Annotated in this window: 21 protein-coding genes and 1 tRNA gene; 9 read left to right on the forward strand and 13 right to left on the reverse strand. The window is 58.1% G+C overall.

What is annotated here, in order from left to right:
- The gene (locus BLU71_RS08905) at nucleotides 1–894 is read right to left on the reverse strand and encodes a DMT family transporter (protein WP_083352847.1); all 894 of its coding nucleotides are present in this window, start codon (nucleotides 892–894) and stop codon (nucleotides 1–3) included.
- Between the two features lie 148 nt (nucleotides 895–1,042).
- Here BLU71_RS08905 and BLU71_RS08910 point away from each other — a divergent pair, with 148 nt between their 5' ends.
- Both BLU71_RS08910 and BLU71_RS08915 read left to right on the forward strand, forming a co-directional pair.
- Nucleotides 1,043–1,480, forward strand: a complete 438-nt coding sequence (locus BLU71_RS08910) for an Lrp/AsnC family transcriptional regulator (protein ID WP_042609829.1) — start codon at nucleotides 1,043–1,045, stop codon at nucleotides 1,478–1,480.
- Between the two features lie 58 nt (nucleotides 1,481–1,538).
- Nucleotides 1,539–1,868: a YceK/YidQ family lipoprotein gene (locus BLU71_RS08915; RefSeq protein ID WP_042609828.1), complete on the forward strand. Its 330-nt coding sequence runs from the start codon at nucleotides 1,539–1,541 to the stop codon at nucleotides 1,866–1,868.
- Nucleotides 1,869–1,933: 65 nt separating this feature from the next.
- Here the strand turns inward: BLU71_RS08915 and BLU71_RS08920 are convergent, their stop codons facing one another.
- The gene (locus tag BLU71_RS08920; protein ID WP_042609827.1) at nucleotides 1,934–2,605 is read right to left on the reverse strand and encodes a Bax inhibitor-1/YccA family protein; all 672 of its coding nucleotides are present in this window, start codon (nucleotides 2,603–2,605) and stop codon (nucleotides 1,934–1,936) included.
- Between the two features lie 123 nt (nucleotides 2,606–2,728).
- Between BLU71_RS08920 and BLU71_RS08925 the strand changes: the two genes are divergently transcribed.
- Nucleotides 2,729–2,816 (forward strand) — tRNA-Ser (locus BLU71_RS08925).
- 209 nt (nucleotides 2,817–3,025) lie between these two features.
- On the opposite strand, the gene BLU71_RS08930 is transcribed toward BLU71_RS08925, so the two are convergent.
- Complete coding sequence (locus tag BLU71_RS08930) at nucleotides 3,026–3,658, reverse strand: SDR family NAD(P)-dependent oxidoreductase (RefSeq protein WP_197680946.1); 633 nt, start codon at nucleotides 3,656–3,658, stop codon at nucleotides 3,026–3,028.
- On the opposite strand from BLU71_RS08930, the gene BLU71_RS27555 reads away from it, so the two are divergent.
- Entirely contained in the window at nucleotides 3,608–3,760 is a 153-nt protein-coding gene (locus tag BLU71_RS27555; protein WP_197680936.1) for a hypothetical protein, read from the forward strand. The two genes, BLU71_RS08930 and BLU71_RS27555, sit on opposite strands and share 51 nt — an antisense overlap.
- Before the next feature lie 118 nt (nucleotides 3,761–3,878).
- Here BLU71_RS27555 and BLU71_RS08935 read toward each other — a convergent pair whose 3' ends face one another.
- Together BLU71_RS08935 and BLU71_RS08940 are read right to left on the reverse strand one after the other, a co-directional pair.
- Nucleotides 3,879–4,352, reverse strand: a complete 474-nt coding sequence (locus tag BLU71_RS08935) for a nuclear transport factor 2 family protein (RefSeq protein ID WP_083352848.1) — start codon at nucleotides 4,350–4,352, stop codon at nucleotides 3,879–3,881.
- Nucleotides 4,353–4,398: 46 nt separating this feature from the next.
- Nucleotides 4,399–5,139, reverse strand: a complete 741-nt coding sequence (locus BLU71_RS08940; protein WP_083352849.1) for an SDR family NAD(P)-dependent oxidoreductase — start codon at nucleotides 5,137–5,139, stop codon at nucleotides 4,399–4,401.
- Between the two features lie 174 nt (nucleotides 5,140–5,313).
- On the opposite strand from BLU71_RS08940, the gene BLU71_RS08945 reads away from it, so the two are divergent.
- Complete coding sequence (locus tag BLU71_RS08945; RefSeq protein WP_083352850.1) at nucleotides 5,314–5,919, forward strand: TetR/AcrR family transcriptional regulator; 606 nt, start codon at nucleotides 5,314–5,316, stop codon at nucleotides 5,917–5,919.
- Nucleotides 5,920–5,937: 18 nt separating this feature from the next.
- Here the strand turns inward: BLU71_RS08945 and BLU71_RS08950 are convergent, their stop codons facing one another.
- Genes BLU71_RS08950 through BLU71_RS08960 form a run of 3 tightly spaced genes read right to left on the reverse strand, consistent with a single transcriptional unit; the run spans nucleotide 5,938 to nucleotide 8,092 of the window.
- Nucleotides 5,938–6,915 carry a saccharopine dehydrogenase family protein gene (locus BLU71_RS08950; protein WP_083352851.1) on the reverse strand — a complete coding sequence of 326 codons (978 nt, stop codon included), beginning with the start codon at nucleotides 6,913–6,915 and terminating at the stop codon, nucleotides 5,938–5,940.
- On the reverse strand, nucleotides 6,912–7,313 hold the full coding sequence (locus tag BLU71_RS08955) for a VOC family protein (RefSeq protein WP_083352852.1): 402 nt from the start codon (nucleotides 7,311–7,313) through the stop codon (nucleotides 6,912–6,914). Before BLU71_RS08955 ends, BLU71_RS08950 begins: the two co-directional genes overlap by 4 nt.
- 35 nt (nucleotides 7,314–7,348) lie before the next feature.
- Nucleotides 7,349–8,092: an SDR family NAD(P)-dependent oxidoreductase gene (locus BLU71_RS08960; protein WP_083352853.1), complete on the reverse strand. Its 744-nt coding sequence runs from the start codon at nucleotides 8,090–8,092 to the stop codon at nucleotides 7,349–7,351.
- A 137-nt stretch (nucleotides 8,093–8,229) separates the two neighbouring features.
- Between BLU71_RS08960 and BLU71_RS08965 the strand changes: the two genes are divergently transcribed.
- Nucleotides 8,230–9,114, forward strand: coding sequence for an AraC family transcriptional regulator (locus tag BLU71_RS08965; RefSeq protein ID WP_173867322.1), 885 nt, complete (start codon nucleotides 8,230–8,232; stop codon nucleotides 9,112–9,114).
- Nucleotides 9,115–9,885: 771 nt separating this feature from the next.
- Here the strand turns inward: BLU71_RS08965 and BLU71_RS08970 are convergent.
- The 3 genes from BLU71_RS08970 to BLU71_RS08980 form a co-directional block, all read right to left on the reverse strand.
- On the reverse strand, nucleotides 9,886–10,656 hold the full coding sequence (locus tag BLU71_RS08970; RefSeq protein ID WP_064361699.1) for a molybdopterin-dependent oxidoreductase: 771 nt from the start codon (nucleotides 10,654–10,656) through the stop codon (nucleotides 9,886–9,888).
- A complete protein-coding gene (locus BLU71_RS08975; protein ID WP_083352854.1) occupies nucleotides 10,653–11,270 on the reverse strand; it encodes a cytochrome b/b6 domain-containing protein in 618 nt (205 codons plus the stop codon). The genes BLU71_RS08970 and BLU71_RS08975 overlap by 4 nt, the downstream gene beginning before the upstream one ends.
- A gap of 71 nt (nucleotides 11,271–11,341) precedes the next feature.
- Complete coding sequence (locus BLU71_RS08980; RefSeq protein WP_083352855.1) at nucleotides 11,342–11,950, reverse strand: hypothetical protein; 609 nt, start codon at nucleotides 11,948–11,950, stop codon at nucleotides 11,342–11,344.
- 215 nt (nucleotides 11,951–12,165) lie between these two features.
- Between BLU71_RS08980 and BLU71_RS08985 the strand changes: the two genes are divergently transcribed.
- Together BLU71_RS08985 and BLU71_RS08990 are read left to right on the forward strand one after the other, a co-directional pair.
- The gene (locus BLU71_RS08985; RefSeq protein WP_083352856.1) at nucleotides 12,166–12,861 is read left to right on the forward strand and encodes a heavy metal response regulator transcription factor; all 696 of its coding nucleotides are present in this window, start codon (nucleotides 12,166–12,168) and stop codon (nucleotides 12,859–12,861) included.
- Nucleotides 12,834–14,222: a heavy metal sensor histidine kinase gene (locus BLU71_RS08990; protein WP_064361702.1), complete on the forward strand. Its 1,389-nt coding sequence runs from the start codon at nucleotides 12,834–12,836 to the stop codon at nucleotides 14,220–14,222. The genes BLU71_RS08985 and BLU71_RS08990 overlap by 28 nt, the downstream gene beginning before the upstream one ends.
- On the opposite strand, the gene BLU71_RS08995 is transcribed toward BLU71_RS08990, so the two are convergent.
- Together BLU71_RS08995 and BLU71_RS09000 are read right to left on the reverse strand one after the other, a co-directional pair.
- Nucleotides 14,194–14,700 (reverse strand): nuclear transport factor 2 family protein, encoded by a 507-nt coding sequence (locus BLU71_RS08995; RefSeq protein ID WP_064361703.1) that lies wholly within the window; start codon nucleotides 14,698–14,700, stop codon nucleotides 14,194–14,196. The genes BLU71_RS08990 and BLU71_RS08995 overlap by 29 nt on opposite strands.
- A 79-nt stretch (nucleotides 14,701–14,779) precedes the next feature.
- Nucleotides 14,780–15,538: an SDR family oxidoreductase gene (locus BLU71_RS09000; protein WP_064361704.1), complete on the reverse strand. Its 759-nt coding sequence runs from the start codon at nucleotides 15,536–15,538 to the stop codon at nucleotides 14,780–14,782.
- A gap of 168 nt (nucleotides 15,539–15,706) precedes the next feature.
- On the opposite strand from BLU71_RS09000, the gene BLU71_RS09005 reads away from it, so the two are divergent.
- The gene (locus tag BLU71_RS09005; RefSeq protein WP_231982496.1) at nucleotides 15,707–17,218 is read left to right on the forward strand and encodes an MFS transporter; all 1,512 of its coding nucleotides are present in this window, start codon (nucleotides 15,707–15,709) and stop codon (nucleotides 17,216–17,218) included.
- Nucleotide 17,219: the final 1 nt, after the last annotated feature.

Consider the following 17,219-nt stretch of genomic DNA (forward strand, 5'->3'; position numbering starts at 1 on the left):
TTACTGTGCCGCCAGCCGCCGGGTTTTCCAGCCCCAGCCTTGTTGCATGCCGGCGGCGGCCAGCAGAATCGCCGCCACTCCGATCCATTGCAGCAGTTCCAGGCGGTGGCCGAAGGCGAACCAGTCGACGAAAATCGCCGCAATCGGATAGATGAACGACAGCGCGCCGGTCAGCGCTGTCGGCAACTTTTGAATGGCGCCGTAGAGCAACACATACATCAGACCGGTGTGAACGATACCCAATGTCACCAGACTGGCCCAGGCGTCGGCACCTTGCGGCAGCGCACCGAAATGCGCGAACGGCGCGAGCAACAATACGCCAGTGCAGACTTGAATCAGCGCGATCAGATGTGGCGGCGTGCCGGTCAGGCGCTTGATGATCAGTGCGGCAATCGCATACAGAAACGCCGCACCCAAGGCGAGAGCAATCCCCAGCAAATAATCGTTACCGCTCTCCCCTTGAGTGCCATGGGCGCTGACGATTGCCAGCATGCCCATGAAGGAAACTGCCAGCCAGAACAGCTTCTGCAAGGTGATTTTTTCGCCAAGAAACAAGGCCGCCAGACCGACCAGCATGAACGGCTGCACGTTATACACCGCCGTGCCGATCGCAATCGAGGCGCGGGAATAGGACGCGAACAGCAACACCCAATTACCGACAATCGCCATTCCGCTGAGCACCGCCAGCAGAAACGTTGTGCGGGTCAGAATCCCTGGGCGCAGGAAGCCGAACGCGGCGCAGATCAACAGCAAGGTCCCGGCGCCGAACACGCAGCGCCAGAACACCACGTCGAGCACCGGTTGCCCGGAAACCAGCACGAACCAGCCGATCGTCCCGGATATCAGCATGGCGGCGGTCATTTCCAGCGAGCCGCGGCGGATTGCGTTGTCCATCATTGTTCTCCTGAGGCTAGGGTGAAGCATGGCGAAAGTATGCCAAGCGAGCGCCAGGCTGCTCCAGTGCATAAAGCAGGCTAAACTCCCTTTTGGCCTTTTTTATCGTGGGTGTTTTGCACCTTTTGCCTAATACGGGATTTCGCACATGACTGACGATATCGACCAGGTTCTCATCGGTGCCTTGATGGAAGATTCCCGGCGTTCACTTAAAGCGCTGGCGCAGATCAGCGGCCTGTCGTCGCCGAGCGTGGCCGAGCGGCTACGGCGCCTGGAAGAACGCGGCGTGCTCAAGGGCTATACGGTGGAGGTAGACCCGAAATGTTTTGGCTATCAGCTACAGGCGATCGTCCGGGTACGACCTCTGCCCGGGCAATTGCAGGAGGTGGAACGGCAGATCATGTCGATCCCGGAGTTCACCGAGTGCGACAAGGTCACCGGTGAGGACTGCTTTATCGCCCGCCTGCATGTGCGCTCGATGGAACAGCTCGACACCCTGCTCGACCGCCTCAATACATTGGCGGAAACCAATACGGCGATCGTCAAGAAGACCCCGGTCAAGCGGCGACTGCCACCGATGGCCTAGGTGCCTTTTGCATCTGATCGGCGTAAATTGTGGTTTTTCACAGCTAAGGAATGGCGGTATGAAAACTCAGGCAATGCTGCTGGCGGCCCTGCTGCTCGGCGGTTGCGGCACGATTCAAACGGTGGCGCGCCACGATCAGGCTGCCGTTGACGGACTCAAAGAGCAGAAAAGTTATTGCGGCGCGGTACCGAGAATCTACAGCGGCCTCGCCTATGATTTCTGCACGCTGAACGCACCGCTGGCCTCAGGCATCGATCCCGATGATCACCGCAACGCGGCAATTCCCGTGGTGCTGGTGGACGCCGTGGTATCCGGCGCACTCGACACCCTGCTGCTGCCCTACACGATCTACCGTCAGCAAATGGATGGCAGCATCGTCATCAACTGAGCAGACACTTTTCTCCAGACAATAAAAAACCCGCCGAAGCGGGTTTTTTATTACAGCCGTGAAGATCAGTCGTCGCGGCTCATGATGCCGAACAGTTGCAGCAGGCTGACGAACAGGTTGTAGATCGATACATACAGGCTGATGGTCGCCATGATGTAGTTGCGCTCGCCGCCGTGGATGATCGCGCTGGTCTGAAACAGAATGCAGACCGACGAGAACAGCACGAAGCCGGCGCTGATCGCCAGTTGCAGGCCGCTGATCTGGAAGAAGAAGCTGGCGACTACCGCACCCAGCAACACGAAGAAACCGGCGGTGATGAAACCGCTCAGGAAGCTCATGTCCTTGCGCGAGATCAGGACGTAGGCCGACAGGCCACCGAACACCAGTGCGGTCATGGCGAATGCCGAGCTGACCACTTCAGCGCCGCCCTGCATGCCCAGGTAACGGTTGAGGATCGGGCCGAGCAGGAACCCCATGAAACCGGTCAACGCAAACGCGGACACCAGGCCCCACGCGGAATCACGGAGTTTGTTGGTGAGGAAGAACAGCCCGTAGAAGCCGATCAGCACCACGAAAATGTTCGGGTAGCCGACACGCATCTGCTGGGCTACGAAGGCCATCACACCGCTGAATGCGAGGGTCAGAGCCAAGAGACCATAAGTGTTGCGCAGGACGCGGCTAACCTCTAGCTGCTCAGCCTGCACGCTGTTATTAACTGCGTAATCCTGTTCGCGCATGGCGACACTCCTGTTGGTTTGAAACGTTCAGTCGCAAAGATCATAACAGACGCTCTGTAACAAGCCATGCAGAGAGTTTGACAGTGTGTTTCATTCAGGTATTATGGCGCCCGCAACGCAAACGGAGGTGTGGCCGAGTGGTTTAAGGCAACGGTCTTGAAAACCGTCGACTGTAACAGGTCCATGAGTTCGAATCCCATCGCCTCCGCCATATTTGATACGACAAAGCCCTGATTATTCAGGGCTTTGTCGTTTCCGGGATTTGAGATTTCTACCTCAAGCTATGCGTAGCGTTTCCGCATCTATTCGCTCATTTCCGCAACTCCACCTTCAGATCGCCCTCCTCCACTTGATTTCAACGGGCGGATTTGATGCAACCGACGTGCATGGAGTGGGGCAAAAGGTTGAAGTATTCAGGAATTACCACGGTTGCCGACCATGGCTTCCAAAGAAGCCACCAGTAGGGCCGTCAGATTCGAGCAATGCCATTTTGATCGCGATAGCCGCACCCTCTGCAGGGGTTAGCACACCCGAGTTGTCATTAAGATCGGTCCTGACATGACCAGGCTCGACCGCGTTCACCTTGATGCCCAAAGGCGCCAGCTCCTTGGCGAAGGAGATGGTGACTGCATTGAGCGCGACTTTCGAAGAGGTGTAGTCAAGCAGGTTGACAGTCGAATAGAGCGACGTAGGGTCGGTGATCAACGTCAGTGAGCCTACGCCGCTGCCCATCATGACAATCCGTGCCTGATCGGCGGCCTTGAGCAAAGGCAAAAACGCTTGGGTGACGCGCACTGGGCCAAACAGATTGACCTCATAAACAGCCTTCATGTCCTGCATGCGAACCTGGCTGGGCGCCCGCGTCATGTCGACTGCAATGCCGGCATTGTTGACCAGTACATCAAGCGCCTCAATGTGCGCAGCCAGAGTCGTGGCAGCGTCTTGCACGCTGGTGTCGTCTGCAACATCCAATTCAAGAAAACCGGCGTTGAGTCCTGCTTTATGCAGCTCAGCAACGGCGTATTTTCCGCGTGTTACATCGCGTGCGCCGATTCAGACAAAAAAGCCGGCCTCGGCAAGACCTTTGGCAATCGCGAGCCCAATGCCTTTGTTGGCACCAGTGATCAGCGCCTGTCGTTTGCTATTCAAATTTGAATTCCTCGGGATTAAAAACGCCTTGGCATAACAAGCATTCATGCGAGATGGGCGAGAAGCCAAGCCGCCCCCCAACCATTCAGGAACGGCGCGGGACGTGCTTTTCCCACCAGGCGCTCTAAACTAGATGGCGCTGCGCGCCTTGCACGTGGTGCTGAAGGTCACCGGCGAAGCGCAACGTCACCTCGCGTCGACTGAATCGCCATTCGCCATCGTGCAATTCAAATTCGTCGAGATACTTGCCGGTGCAAATAGGCTGCAAGGGGAATCCATCAAGCTGTTGATGCACAGTGTAATAGCTGGCCGAACTCGCCTTATCGCTCGAGGGCGCGACATCAATCAGCACGTTGGTGATGGAGTGCCAGGTGCACGGCGTGCCGTCTTCATGCACTTGCAGGCCGGCTCTGAAGAACGCCAACAAGCCCTCCCGAGTGGACACTTCGGTGCCAAGAACATGAAGCACGGAATGCTTGAGCACGTCTGCCACACCGGCAAAATCGCCACTGTCCAGACGATGAATATAGGTAGCGTGAAGGCGATGGATGGCGCTCTCGGCGGCAAGACGTGCAAGCAGTTGCGGGGTATCACTCATGTTTTTCTCCAGGGATTGAGGGCGAGCAGGGGTCAAAGCGATGAAGTCACACCTGAGAGGCGCCGCCGTCGGCGAATAGCTCCACGCCATTGATGTAGCTCGCGGCATCACTGGCCAGAAACGCCACGGCTTTACCGATTTCGTGGGCCTGGCCGATACGGCCGATGGTGCTTTTTTCACTCAACGCCTTGATTACTTCGTCGGCCTGCTCGGCCAGCATCTTGCGCAACGAATCGGTGTCGACGGGGCCCGGACTGACCATATTGATCCGCACCCCACTGCCGCGAATGTCGAGCACCCAGCTTCTTACCAAGGCTCGAAGTGCGGCCTTAGTCGCGCCATACACGCTCAGGCCTGGACCCGGATCAATAGAGGCCGTGGAGCCAATAATGACGATGCTGCTTCCCTTGCCCATAAGGGCGAGCGCCCCCTGAACGGTGAAGGTCACGCCTTTCACATTCGTGTTGAACACGCGGTCGAAATACGCTTCCGTAATGCTGCCCAAGGGCTCTACTTCGCCCATGCCGGCGTTCGCTACGAGTACGTCGATGCGGCCGTGATGCGACTTGATCTTGCCGAACAGCGCCACCAAATCTTCCGCGATTGAAACATCCGCCACAATTGCGGTAGCACGATCGCCCAGGATGGTTACGGCATCATTGAGCTGCGCCTCCCGGCGACCAGTGATGACCACATGAGCCCCCTGCTCCACCAACTCTTGGGCAATGGCGAGCCCAAGGCCCGACGACCCACCGGTGACCAGAACGACTTTGTCTTGAAATTGCATTGCGATGTCCTCTACAGGCGATTTGGAAAATCAAATTTATGTAGCGCACACTACATGCGCGCAATCAGCCACGCAACTTATTTAGTACTCACTATATAAACCAAGTAGTCAGCATCGGACATTTGATGTTGAATTTAGTGATCGCTACACTGCGCGCTCATCCACGAGGTCACCATGAACGAGAAAACTCGCCAACGTCGCCCAGCTTTCGACAGAGAAGCGGGGGTCGCCATTGCTCAGGCCATGTTCCATGAACACGGTTTCGACGCCGTGAGCCTTAACGATCTGGTGGACGCCATGGATATCAAGCCGCCAAGCTTCTACGCGGCATACGGCAGCAAAGCCGAGTTGTTTGAGCGGGCGATGCAGCTCTATGCCAGCGAAAACGCCCTCCCGCTGGACAGGATCCTGGCGCCGGAACGCCCGCCGGGGGAAGCGCTTTGCGCGATGTTGGTCGCCGCTGCAAAGCAATATGGAAAAGATCACACGTTGCGCGGCTGCATGATTACCGAGGGCTTGCGTGCCGATGACGAAGTGGCACGCAAGATGGCTGAAAAGCTGGCCGACGGAGGCCTTAAAGTCATACGCGCATACCTGGATAACGTGCAGCCGGATAACGCGCAAACCCTCGCGGATTTCATTACGGTTACGTTGCGCGGGCTTTCAGCCTCCGCGTGCAATGGCATGTCGCGCAAACGACTAATCGAGGTAGCGCAGACCGCTGGAAGGTTCATCAGCAATGAACTGGCAGGCCCGCAGGACCGGGCACAATCTGCGTAAGAATGATCAACGGACCATTTACCGGTCTGTCACCCACGTACCGGGAATGCTTTGAGCAAAGCCGACGCCAAACAACTGTGCCGGCGTTGCAAATCCCTGCCTGATTTCACCGCCTAATACTCTGCGCGCAGCCTCTACTGCGGCCAGAGGCGTATAGGAATAACCGTTCACCGTCCCGATCACCGAGCGCGCGACGGTCCCGTCAGCATCGAGCACTTCCACGACCGCGCGAGCCGGTTGCGCCAATCGCTGCTCGGCGCTAGGTCCATCAGGCAGTTGTCCCAGATCACCGGTGGGAAAGGCATCACCGGTGACGTGAACGTACATGGCGATATTGGGGATGGCAGTCGAGTGCCAAGCGGTGATCAAGTCACCAAAGGACAGAGGAGCGCAGAGAACCGGGCCGTCACCAAAGTCGAACAAGCGTGGCTGGGCGTCGGGCGTGGCAACCAATCGCCCATCAATCCGCGCCATCAAGCCAGCGCCGACGATTTCGCTAGCGCTGATTGCCGAACCTCTCGACATGGACCCCGCCACCTGAAGTGCAACACACAGTGATTGAGGGCTAAGCACACGCTTCGCTACGTGCATGGCCAGGCAGTCGGTTGGCACCACGTCCCAGCCAACACCGGGCAGCAACATCACCCCCGCTTTGGCAGCCTGCAAACTGAGCCGCTCAGCCAATCGGTAAACGTTAATTTCGGCGGTGATATCCAGGTAGCTAACACCAGTCGCGATGCAAGCGTGCATCAATGGTTGCGCGGTGAGTGCAAACGGTCCCGCGCAGTTCAGGAGTACATCCACTCCTTCCAAGGCCCGAGATAGTGGCTCATCGAGCGAAAATACCCGGTAGGGCACGCCCAGTCGCTCGGCCACTTTTCGCAGCTTGGCGGCATCGCGACCGGCAATTTCAACGTTCAGTCCACCGGCCTTGGCTTGTTCTGCAACCATGGCACCGGTGTAGCCTGCAGCGCCGTATATCAATAGTTTCTTCATGCGCTGTGCTGCCATTTTTTGTAGACGAATTCGAGGCTATAGCCGTCCGGGTCCAGCACATTGGCAGCGTAATACTCGGGGTCGTAGTACAAACGGGCGCCAGGCAGACCGTTGTCTGTGCCGCCGGCCTGAATAGCGGCAGCGTATGCGGCATCTACCTCCGCGCGGCTATTGGCGACAAAGCCGATATGCGCCGCGCGCCCTTCAACAACGCCTTCGCGCAACCAGAAAAATACACGTCCGTGTGCCCCAAACCCCTTGAGGTCGGGATGGCCGGGCGGGCCATCCCTTCCGTCGTAGTCAAGACGGCTGGTGATGCCCAGCGGTGGCAGCGCGGCGCTGTAGAACGCGATGGAGCGCTCCAGGTCTGCGACAGAAATAAAGACATGGTCGAGCATGGTATTTACCTCGCTTGAAGGGTGTGTGGAGGGTTCTAAACCCTATAACCGCCAGCAACCTCAATGGTCTGCGCATTGATCCAGGCACTTTCCGCCGACAGCAACGTGGCGATAACAAGGCCCACATCTTCTGGCTCACCCACCCGCCCCAACGCGGTTTGCCCGGCGAGCAACGCTTCGAACTCATCGTTCAGGCCGCCACCCAACTCTGTACGAATGGCCCCTGGCGAGACGGCGTTAGCACGAATCCGGCGTACGCCAAACTCCTTGGCCATGTAACGGGTCAACACTTCCAGGCCGCCTTTGAACGCGGCGTATGGCGCAACACCCACTGTGGCCACACGGGTCGTGGCGCTGGTGAGGTTGACGATGCTGGCACCATCGGCCAGCAACGGCAGCAGTGTCTGGGTCAGAAAAAACGGGCCCTTGAGGTGGACGTTGAACAACCCATCGAATTGCTCTTCGCTGACTGTCGCGATTGGATTGAACAGCCCGTACCCGGCGTTATTGACTACGCCCTCAAGGTGCGACGCACCCCATACCTGCTGCAAGACCTGCCGAACCGTTTCAACAAAGGCGCCAAAGCTGCTCACGTCGGCCACATCCAGTTTCAGCGCAACGGCTTTGCCACCACCTGCCTGAATCTGCTGGACCACTGCCTGCGCCGATTTCGGGTTGTTGTTATAGGTCAGGACTACGCCCATACCTCGCTCGGCGCAGAGGGCAGCGGTACTTGCGCCGATGCCACGGCTGCCCCCGGTGATAAGAATGACGCTCATGGTCTGCCTCGGTGTGGATTGAACAGGTTCCACAGTAGCGATTACCCCGAGCAGCCACGCAGCGGTTTCTACTCGAAACCTGCCCGTTTCTGCTTTTTTCTTGCACTGCCCACCCGCTCTGGCGTCAGATGCTCACCATGAATAATCAACTGAACGAACTCCGGGCGCTGGCCGCCCACGCCGAGAACCGGCGTACGCAAACCGGCATTCCCCGCGTCGCCATGGTGCAAGGCGAGGTTCCTGAACACCTGTTGGCCGCTGTGTACGACCCGATGATCAACTTGATTTTGCAGGGCAGTAAGTCGATGACCGTGGGCGACCGCACCTTGCGCTACGACCCAGCGACTTACTTTGTGATGTCCATCGAGTTGCCGGCCGTGGGCAGGGTGCACCCCTCCGCCACAGGCGCGCCGTACCTGGCCGTGAGCCTTACATTGGACCCGACGATTCTCGCCACGCTGCTGGCAGACCTGCCCAAACCTGCCGAGCGCGTTGGACAGGAGAACGGCTTTTCCGTAGCAGCAGTGACGCCCGAACTCATGGACGCGTGGGTGCGTATGTTGCGACTGATGGAGCGTCCGCAAGACATCAACGCACTGGCGCCGGCGTATGAGCGGGAAATTCTCTACCGTGTGTTGCAGGGGCCACAGGGCTGGATGCTGCGGGAAATTGCAGCTCCGGATACTGCCATGGCGCGAGTCAGTTTGGCCATTCAATGGATTCGTCGCGACTTCGCCGAGCCCATTCGTGTCGACGACCTGGCAGAGAAAGCAGCGATGAGTGTCTCGGCCTTTCACCGCCATTTCAAAGCAGTCACCAACCTGAGCCCGTTGCAGTATCAGAAGCGCGTTCGGCTGCTCCAGGCCCGCACGCTGTTGGTGTCCAGCGCCATGAGCGTCACCACGGCGGCCTTTGAGGTGGGCTATGAAAGCCCCACCCAGTTCAGCCGTGACTACGCCCGTGTTTTTGGCTTGCCGCCGGCGCGGGATGCCGCGCGAATTTTGGCGGACACACGGGCTTAAGCCGTTTGGCTGTTCTGGCCACCATCTACATTCAAGGTGGCCCCGGTGATATAGCGTCAGGTCCTACCAAAAAACGCTACGGCGCCCGCCACATCGTCCGGCTGGCCGTATCGACCCAATGCTGTCCTTAGCGAAGCATTCGAAGATTGCCAATCGGGAAAGCCATCGGGCCTTCTACTTCAGGCGAACGAAAGACCATTCAACGCCACAGGTGAGAATTGGCGGTATCTGCTTCTCCCTTAATAATACTGGCCTACGGCGAGCAAGCTTTCGAGACCCGTCTAATCGTAACCCCTATCCTCCGAATTTGACCGGTTGAGGAAGGAGCTCTCGGCTGAAGAGGGATTGCGGCGGCGAAAAGTCCGTATTCCAGGCGAACGCAGTGGCGCTCGAACAATCTCGGTCGGTACCCAGGTGACGGTTAGCGGCGAGAGAGCCACTGCAATGGCGAACGCATTCAGTCCCCCTGTGCCGATAACATCAGAGCAGATAGCTCTTTTTTCGCCATTGAAGGTACATGCGGCAAGATTATCAAAGAGCATCCGAGTGCGAGCTTTATCCGACTGTTGTAAAGGTGGCCTGGACTGAGCCTGCAAGAGAGATTGGAAATCTGCTCCATCACTCGTTGCCCGCATCCTGGGTTCTGATGTCGGCAAGACGGATGGTGCTGGCGGTACTGCAGAAATACCGGTCATCGGCATGCCTCATATCACGCTTGGTGTCATGAATCTCGCCAGTGTTCCTGGCGTGACAGTTCCGTTCTTTGCTTCATCAGATCCCGCTGAACCAGTTGTAGCCCTGGTCTTCCCAATACCCGCCCGGGTTGTCGTTGCTGACGAAAATCTCGACAACATGCTTGGGGTTTTTGAAGCCCAGTTTGGTGGGGACCCGAACCCTCAGCGGATAGCCGTACTCGGGCGGCAGCGCCACGTCAGCGTAATCCAGTGCCAACAGCGTCTGCGGGTGCAAGGCAGTCGGCATGTCCAGACTGGAGTAGTAACGATCGGCACATTTGAAACCGACAAATTTCGCTGTGGTGTCGGCGCCGATGTGTTCCAGGAAGGTTTTCAGCGGTACACCTCCCCATTGCCCGATCGCGCTCCAGCCCTCAACACAGATCAGCCGAGTGATATCGCTGCGTTGCGGCAGCTTGCGCAAGCTTTCGAGTGTCCACGGCGCCTTGTCCCTGATCCGGCCGGAGACGGCGAGCGAGTAACTGGTCAGGTCTACTTCAGGGATATCGTCCTCACCATAGAAAGCGTTGAACGGAAACGGCTTGGTGATCTGCGCGCGGGCGAAGGTCGGCGCCAGTTTCCGTCCACTGAACAGCCACGCCTGGACCCGGTCGTTCCAACGCGACATGGCCCAAAGCACTTTGTCGACCTGATCGCCGTCCTGCAGGTTGCAACCGGTCAGCATCGACATCGCGCCCACCGTCAGGCCGGCCCGAAGAAAATGCCGGCGCTGAATGTTTTCCAGTTCAAGCTGTTGCGCAGGTTCAATCCTGACGCGCTGACGCGTTGTTTTTGTGGATTCAGTCATGACCCGTTTTTCCCGTTGTCAGGCGTGCGCACTCCACCCGTGATCATTGGCAACAGGGTTTTCGGTACCAGAATCACCAAGACCAGATGAATCACCACAAACGCTGCAATCATCGTCATGGCCGCGAAATGTACGTAACGAGCAACGTCATAGCCGCCCAGTAACGCGACCAGCTCTTGAAGTTGAACCGGTTTCCAGATCGCTACACCCGAGATCACGATCAGTACACCTGCCGCCAGCACGATCCAGTACATCAGGCGCTGTACTGCGTTATAGACACCCTTTTCATGCACCAGCCGAAAGCGCAAGGCATCGGTCAGATCATGCTTCAATGCGGCAATGCCGATGGGCAGCAGCTCACGTTTGAAATGACGACTGGCCAACCCGTACAGCACATAGATTGCGCCGTTGATCAGCAGCCACATGAACGCAAAATGCCAGGCAAGTGCCCCGCCCAGCCAACCGCCCACGGTCAATGACACCGGAAACCTGAAACTGAAAAGTGGCGAGGCGTTGTAGATAGCCCAACCGCTCATGAACATGCAGACCATGCAGGCCGCATTGAGCCAATGGGTGAGGCGAACCGGCCAGGGATGCAGTTTCTTCTGTCTCACGTGGTTCCCCTTGCAAGCCTTCCGTGTAGCGGAGCGTTGCCAGACGGCAACGCTCAAGCTTTCTCAGATGATTACATCGGTGGCTGGAAGCCATCCTTGCCGACTGCAATGCCGCGTGCGGTGCCATCTGCAGCGGGGAACACGACGATTTTCGTTCCTTTGACCAGCTCATCGGCTTTGCCTGGCTCGACGTAGGCGATAGGCACGTCATCCGGCACGACGATTTGTTTCTCACCGCCCTGGTAGTTGACGGTCAACGTGCGGCCGTCGGTTTTGGACAGTTTGCCCACGGTGCCGTTGGTCATGGTGCCAGTGCTGCCGTCTGCGTTCTGCCAACCGTAATGACCTTCGCCGCTGCCCTTGAGGCTGGCATCGAATACCGTGACCTCCAGCGCCTTCAGTGTTCCATTGGCCTGCGGGATGGCCGCCGAGCCGATGAAACTGTCGGACTTGATTGAGTCGAGACTGGCTTTCGATACCCGGTTGATACCGGTCTTGTCAGTCAGTCCGATCGTCTGCTGGGCGCCAGAGCGGACAGTGAAGGTCAGCGTGTTGTTGCTGACGCTTTCCACCGTACCGCGCAGTGGTTTGATGACCGGCATGTCAGCGGCGGTGGCAATGACGGCAGCGCTGAGCATCACCAAACCGAACGTAGTGGACAGGGCGTTTTTGAGTTGCATGGCGACAATTCCTCATGGGTTGATGTGTCGCCATCCTCGACCGCAGACCGGGACGTCACGATGACCGCCGAATGACATTTTTGTCATTCGCCAACCCTGACCATGAATGACAGAAATGTAACCGACTGCGCCCGTTCATCCCGCTACACTGCACAGCCGAGATACCGATGTCGCGGGCTGAATCCCGTCATTAAGAGACCCGAGCGCGCCTGACGATGCATATCCTGCTGATCGAAGATGACACCAAAACAGGTGAGTACCTGAAAAAGGGGCTCGGCGAGTCCGGTTACAACGTCGACTGGACCCAGCACGGCGCCGACGGTCTGCACATGGCCTTGCATACGACCTATGACCTGATCGTGCTGGACGTCATGTTGCCCGGGATTGACGGCTTTCAGATCATCGAGCTGTTGCGCGCCAGACAAGATGTCCCCGTGCTGTTCCTCACCGCGCGCGACCAGCTGCAAGACCGCATTCGCGGTCTGGAACTGGGCGCCGATGATTACCTGATCAAACCTTTTTCGTTTACCGAACTGCTGTTGCGCATCCGCACTATTCTGCGCCGCGGTGTCGTGCGCGAAGCCGACCATTTCCACCTTGCCGATCTCGAACTGGATCTGGTCCGGCGCCGCGTGACCCGCCAACAACAGGTGATCGTGCTGACCAACAAGGAGTTCGCCCTGCTGCATCTGTTTCTGCGTCGAGCCGGCGATGTGTTGTCCAGGACACAAATCGCTTCGGAAGTCTGGGACATGAATTTCGACAGCGATACCAACGTGGTGGACGTCGCTGTCAATCGCCTGCGCAACAAGGTCGACCAGCCCTACCCGATCAAGCTGATCCATACCATTCGCGGTATCGGCTATGTCTGCGAGGTGAGGCCATGCGGTTCCGACGCCAACCCTCGCTGACGCTGCGATCGACCGTGGCGTTTGCCATGGTCGCGATGCTGGCCGTGGCCGGCGCGGGCTTCTATCTGTATCAGACGATGAAAGCCTCGGTATTGATCTACAGCGATCACGCGGTGATGGGCCGTCTGGAGCATTTTCGCAAGCTCCTGCATTACGAACTCGCCATCGAAAAGCTGCGCGACAGCCCGCAGATTTTCAAGAACATGCTCGACAGCGAAGACGACATCTTCATCATTGAAGAGCCGGGGCAACCACCGGTCATCCAGGTCAATCCACTCAACGTCACGTTGCCTGAACTGCCGGTAATCGGCCAGGACACAAAGCTGAGCGTCAGTGATCTGCGCAGCGGCGTGACCGACTCGGGAACAAGGCTGCGCGCCGCCTCCGTAGTCACGACGTCGGGTGGCCGTGTAGTCCGATTGACGGCCGCCCACCTTATGGGCAAGGAAATGGCGATGCTTGCAGCGTATCGCGAGCGCATCTACCTGGCCGTGGCCCTTGCCTTTCTGGCAACCGCGTTGCTGGGTTATCTGTTATTGCGTCGCGGGCTGCGTCCGCTGCGCAAAATGGCCGCCCATGCCGCAGCCATAACGCCTGAGCGTCTGCACAGCCGCATGGACAGCGCCGACACGCCGGTTGAATTGCAACAGCTGAGTGACGCCTATAACGCGATGCTTGATCGTCTTGCTCAGGGTTATCAGCGACTGACACAATTTTCCGCCGACCTTGCCCATGAAATCCGCACGCCGGTCGGGTCGTTGATGGGACATTGTCAGGTTGCCCTTCGCCAACGCCGTAGCGAGGACGAATATCAGGCGCTGATCGCTTCGAACCTTGAAGAACTCGAACGGATCTCGCGCATCGTCGAAAGCATTCTGTTTCTGGCGCGCGCCGATGAAGCGCAAGCCGTAGTGGAGCGCCAGCAACTGTCGCTGCATGACGAATCACAGCGCATCGCTGAGTATTTTGAGGGCTTGGCTGAAGAGCGGCGAATGAGCTTCCAAATAACGGGCGATGGTATCGTGCTCGCTGACCCCTTGCTGCTGCGCAGAGCGTTGAGCAACCTGGTGGCGAACGCTGTTCGCTACGCTTACGAGGGCACCGAGATTCTGATACGGGTATTGGAAACCCACGGAGGTACCCGGATTGAAGTGGAGAACCAAGGGCCGGTGCTGGGCGACGAAACCCTGGGCAAACTCTTCGACCGCTTTTACCGTGGCGATGCGTCTCGGCACCAGAATTCCGACTCCTACGGGCTTGGCCTCGCCATTGTCGTGGCCATCATGCAACTGCATGGCGGCCACGTGGGTGTCGAACAGCCAAGGGCCGGGACTATTCGTTTTTCGCTGTCGTTCCCTTGAGCTGCTCGACCGCTGCAAACTGTTCTTCGCCCGCTGCGGGTACCCAATCTTTTAACGGCGTCAGGAAGTGCAGTTCAAAACGACGTGACAGGAACGCCCACTTTCCGTACCGACGTTCAAACCTGTCGTGGTAAAGACCGCTGACTTGCACCGGGCCTTTTTCAATGTCATGAAACAGGCAATCCGCAGCTACCGTGCCCACTGCGCTGTCACCCTCGATTTCAATCAGCGGGTTGGCCATCCAGTGGTGCATATGGGGCATCTGGCGCCAGCTGTTTTGCGCCATCGCCAGGATTTCGTCACGGTTTCCAGCCTGGCCAAAACCCGGTAGATCCAGTGTCGACTCTTCGTGCCAGATTGAGCTAAGAAGCGAGGCGTCGATGCGGTCGAAAGCATTGGCGTAGGCGCTGATCAGCGACTCGATGGCGGCGCGACTTTCCAGGGCGTCCAGTCGGGCTGTCAGTTGTTCATTGTTCATGATGAGGTTTCCTGCAGGGGCTGCGCATAAGCGAGGAAGGCAGCCCTGCGCGAGGGCTGCGCTACGGTTGAGCACGTGGTCAGATCTGCGACAGGCCGCCGTCGACCATCAACTCCACACCGTTGACATATTTCGCATCGGCAGACGCAAGAAACAGCGCCGACGAGGCGATTTCCTCAGGCTCGGCCATGTACCCCAATGGCGTGATCTGCTCGACGTGCTGACGCAGCGCGGCGACGTCGCTTTCGCTCATCTTCAAGCCGTTATCCATCAGCGGTGTGCGGGTGAAGCCAGGGCTCAGGACATTCGCTCTGATCTTGCGACCTTTGAGTTCGTTGGCCCACGTCCTGGCAAAGGAACGTACCGCGGCTTTGGACGCGTTGTAGAGGCTCAGTCCTTCCATGCCATTGCTGGAACAGATAGAGGCCGTCAGTACGATCGAAGCGCCATTTTTCAACAATGGCATCAACGTCTGTACAGTAAAAAAGACTCCCTTTACGTTGATGTCGAACATGTTGAAATAGGCGGCCTCGGTGGTCTCGCCCAGCGGGTTCTTTTCACAAATACCCGCATTGGCAAACACTGAGTCCAGTTGATCGTCGTGCGCCTCAATCGTCGCCTTGAGCTCGTCCAGATCAACCTGGCGCGCGACATCGGAAATGACCGCGACCGCCCTGTCGCCAAGCTTGGCCACCGCAGCCTCCAGCGTGGCTGCAGAACGCCCGGTGATGTAAACGCGCCTGGCGCCCTCGGCAATCAAACCCTGTGCAATCGCAAATCCGATCCCGGTGGACGCGCCGGTGACGACTGCGACCTGATCAGCGAATTTACCCGACATAACTGACTCCTCGATTTCGGTTGTGTGGCTCGACTGGAACCACAGTGCGGCCATTGTGCGAGGAGGCAGGGGCGTAGCGGCACTGCCATAAATGAACATTGGCCGTTCATTTATGTGAGGCGTCAGCCAGGGTTTGATCGTTTAGATTGAAGTCAGCTGATTCAAAGCATGACCCGCAATCGAAAATATTCTGGAGCCGAAGGGTTTCAGAAAGGAGACCTTATGCCTGAGAAAATAGTAGCCCTTCCGGAACAGCGGCGCTGGCTGATGTTCGCCATCCTGTTGGTCGGTGCATTCTTGCCGCCGCTGGATTTCTTCATCGTGAACGTAGCGCTGCCTTCGATTCAGCAATCGCTAGGCACGGCCTCCTCTGCCGAACAGTTGATCATCTCTTCTTACGCGGCGCTGTATGCCGTGACACTGATCACCGGCGGACGGCTTGGTGACATCTTTGGCCGCATGAGAATGTTCTTCGTTGGCCTGATTGGCTTTGCCGTCGCCTCACTGATCTGCGGTATCGCCGAGTCACCCTGGGTGTTGATCGCCGGACGCTCGCTGCAAGGCGTGACGGCCGCTGTAATGGCGCCGCAGGCACTCGCTTCAGTGCAGGCGATATTCCCTGAGTCGGAAAAACCCTTGGCGTTGAGCCTGTACGGTGCGGTGTTTGGTTTGGCGTCGGTAGTCGGCCAGGCACTTGGCGGGATTCTGATCTCGCTCAACCTGATGAACCTGGGCTGGCGGACGATATTTCTGGTGAATCTACCGATTGCGTTGCTGGTCATTCTGATCGCCATCCCCGTGGTCAAGGAAACCCGCGCACCCCAGACCAGCAAGCTGGATCTGGGTGGAACGCTGTTGTCGATGGTGACGCTTGCGGCGCTGATCGTTCCACTGATCGAGGGACGTGAAGCGGGCTGGCCGTGGTGGGCCTGGCTGTCGCTGGCGGCGGTGCCACTGCTGGCCTGGCTGTTCTGGCGCTACGAAGCCCGCTTGTATCAAGCGCAAGGCGCGCCGTTGCTGAACCCTGCTGCACTGCGTGCGCCCGGGCTGGGCCGGGCATTGCTGGTGGCGCTGACTTTTTACGCGATCGGCGTGTTCTTCCTGCTGTTTTCCATCTATTTACAGGGAGCGCTGCATACGAGCCCGCTCAGTGCAGGTCTGGTCTTTCTGCCATTCGGCGCTGGTTTCTTGCTGGGGCCGCTCGCCACCCATCTATTCCGGCGTTTGCTGGGGTCTTATGTGAATCCCTTCGGAATGGCACTCGAAGTGCTGGGGTTCGTGCTATTGGCCTGGCTCGTGGCGCACACGCCAACCGCCGTCACGCCCTCTGCGCTGTCCCTTGCCGTGATTCTCTTTCTGATCGGTTTCGGACAAGGACTGGCCCTTCCGACATTGATGCGCATGATCACTGGACGCGTGGCACCGGCGTATTCCGGCATGATTGCGGGCATCACCAGTTCCACACTGCAAATCAGCACGGCACTGAGCGTAGCGATCATCGGTGGCATTTTTTACACGCTTCTGGGCAAGGACACGGACGCGGCGGCCATCACCCACGCCTTCACCGTCGCCATACTGTGCATCGCTGCGTGTCTGGTGGTAGGCGCAGGACTGAGTCTGAGTCTGGCGCGCCAATCTGCTGCAGAGCTGCAAACGGCGGCCATGCAGCCGGCAGAGTGAA

The sequence above is a fragment of the Pseudomonas moraviensis genome (assembly GCF_900105805.1).
GTDB lineage: Bacteria > Pseudomonadota > Gammaproteobacteria > Pseudomonadales > Pseudomonadaceae > Aquipseudomonas > Aquipseudomonas moraviensis_A.

Excerpts from the sequence above, each read along its gene's own strand:
- BLU71_RS08905 (WP_083352847.1), bottom strand. The coding sequence starts at position 894 with ATGGACAACGCAATCCGCCGCGGCTCGCTGGAAATGACCGCCGCCATG.
- BLU71_RS08910 (WP_042609829.1), top strand. The coding sequence starts at position 1,043 with ATGACTGACGATATCGACCAGGTTCTCATCGGTGCCTTGATGGAAGAT.
- BLU71_RS08915 (WP_042609828.1), top strand. The coding sequence starts at position 1,539 with ATGAAAACTCAGGCAATGCTGCTGGCGGCCCTGCTGCTCGGCGGTTGC.
- BLU71_RS08920 (WP_042609827.1), bottom strand. The coding sequence starts at position 2,605 with ATGCGCGAACAGGATTACGCAGTTAATAACAGCGTGCAGGCTGAGCAG.
- BLU71_RS27555 (WP_197680936.1), top strand. The coding sequence starts at position 3,608 with ATGCAGCTCAGCAACGGCGTATTTTCCGCGTGTTACATCGCGTGCGCC.
- BLU71_RS08935 (WP_083352848.1), bottom strand. The coding sequence starts at position 4,352 with ATGAGTGATACCCCGCAACTGCTTGCACGTCTTGCCGCCGAGAGCGCC.
- BLU71_RS08940 (WP_083352849.1), bottom strand. The coding sequence starts at position 5,139 with ATGCAATTTCAAGACAAAGTCGTTCTGGTCACCGGTGGGTCGTCGGGC.
- BLU71_RS08945 (WP_083352850.1), top strand. The coding sequence starts at position 5,314 with ATGAACGAGAAAACTCGCCAACGTCGCCCAGCTTTCGACAGAGAAGCG.
- BLU71_RS08950 (WP_083352851.1), bottom strand. The coding sequence starts at position 6,915 with ATGAAGAAACTATTGATATACGGCGCTGCAGGCTACACCGGTGCCATG.
- BLU71_RS08955 (WP_083352852.1), bottom strand. The coding sequence starts at position 7,313 with ATGCTCGACCATGTCTTTATTTCTGTCGCAGACCTGGAGCGCTCCATC.
- BLU71_RS08960 (WP_083352853.1), bottom strand. The coding sequence starts at position 8,092 with ATGAGCGTCATTCTTATCACCGGGGGCAGCCGTGGCATCGGCGCAAGT.
- BLU71_RS08965 (WP_173867322.1), top strand. The coding sequence starts at position 8,230 with ATGAATAATCAACTGAACGAACTCCGGGCGCTGGCCGCCCACGCCGAG.
- BLU71_RS08970 (WP_064361699.1), bottom strand. The coding sequence starts at position 10,656 with ATGACTGAATCCACAAAAACAACGCGTCAGCGCGTCAGGATTGAACCT.
- BLU71_RS08980 (WP_083352855.1), bottom strand. The coding sequence starts at position 11,950 with ATGCAACTCAAAAACGCCCTGTCCACTACGTTCGGTTTGGTGATGCTC.
- BLU71_RS08985 (WP_083352856.1), top strand. The coding sequence starts at position 12,166 with ATGCATATCCTGCTGATCGAAGATGACACCAAAACAGGTGAGTACCTG.
- BLU71_RS08990 (WP_064361702.1), top strand. The coding sequence starts at position 12,834 with ATGCGGTTCCGACGCCAACCCTCGCTGACGCTGCGATCGACCGTGGCG.
- BLU71_RS08995 (WP_064361703.1), bottom strand. The coding sequence starts at position 14,700 with ATGAACAATGAACAACTGACAGCCCGACTGGACGCCCTGGAAAGTCGC.
- BLU71_RS09000 (WP_064361704.1), bottom strand. The coding sequence starts at position 15,538 with ATGTCGGGTAAATTCGCTGATCAGGTCGCAGTCGTCACCGGCGCGTCC.
- BLU71_RS09005 (WP_231982496.1), top strand. The coding sequence starts at position 15,707 with ATGACCCGCAATCGAAAATATTCTGGAGCCGAAGGGTTTCAGAAAGGA.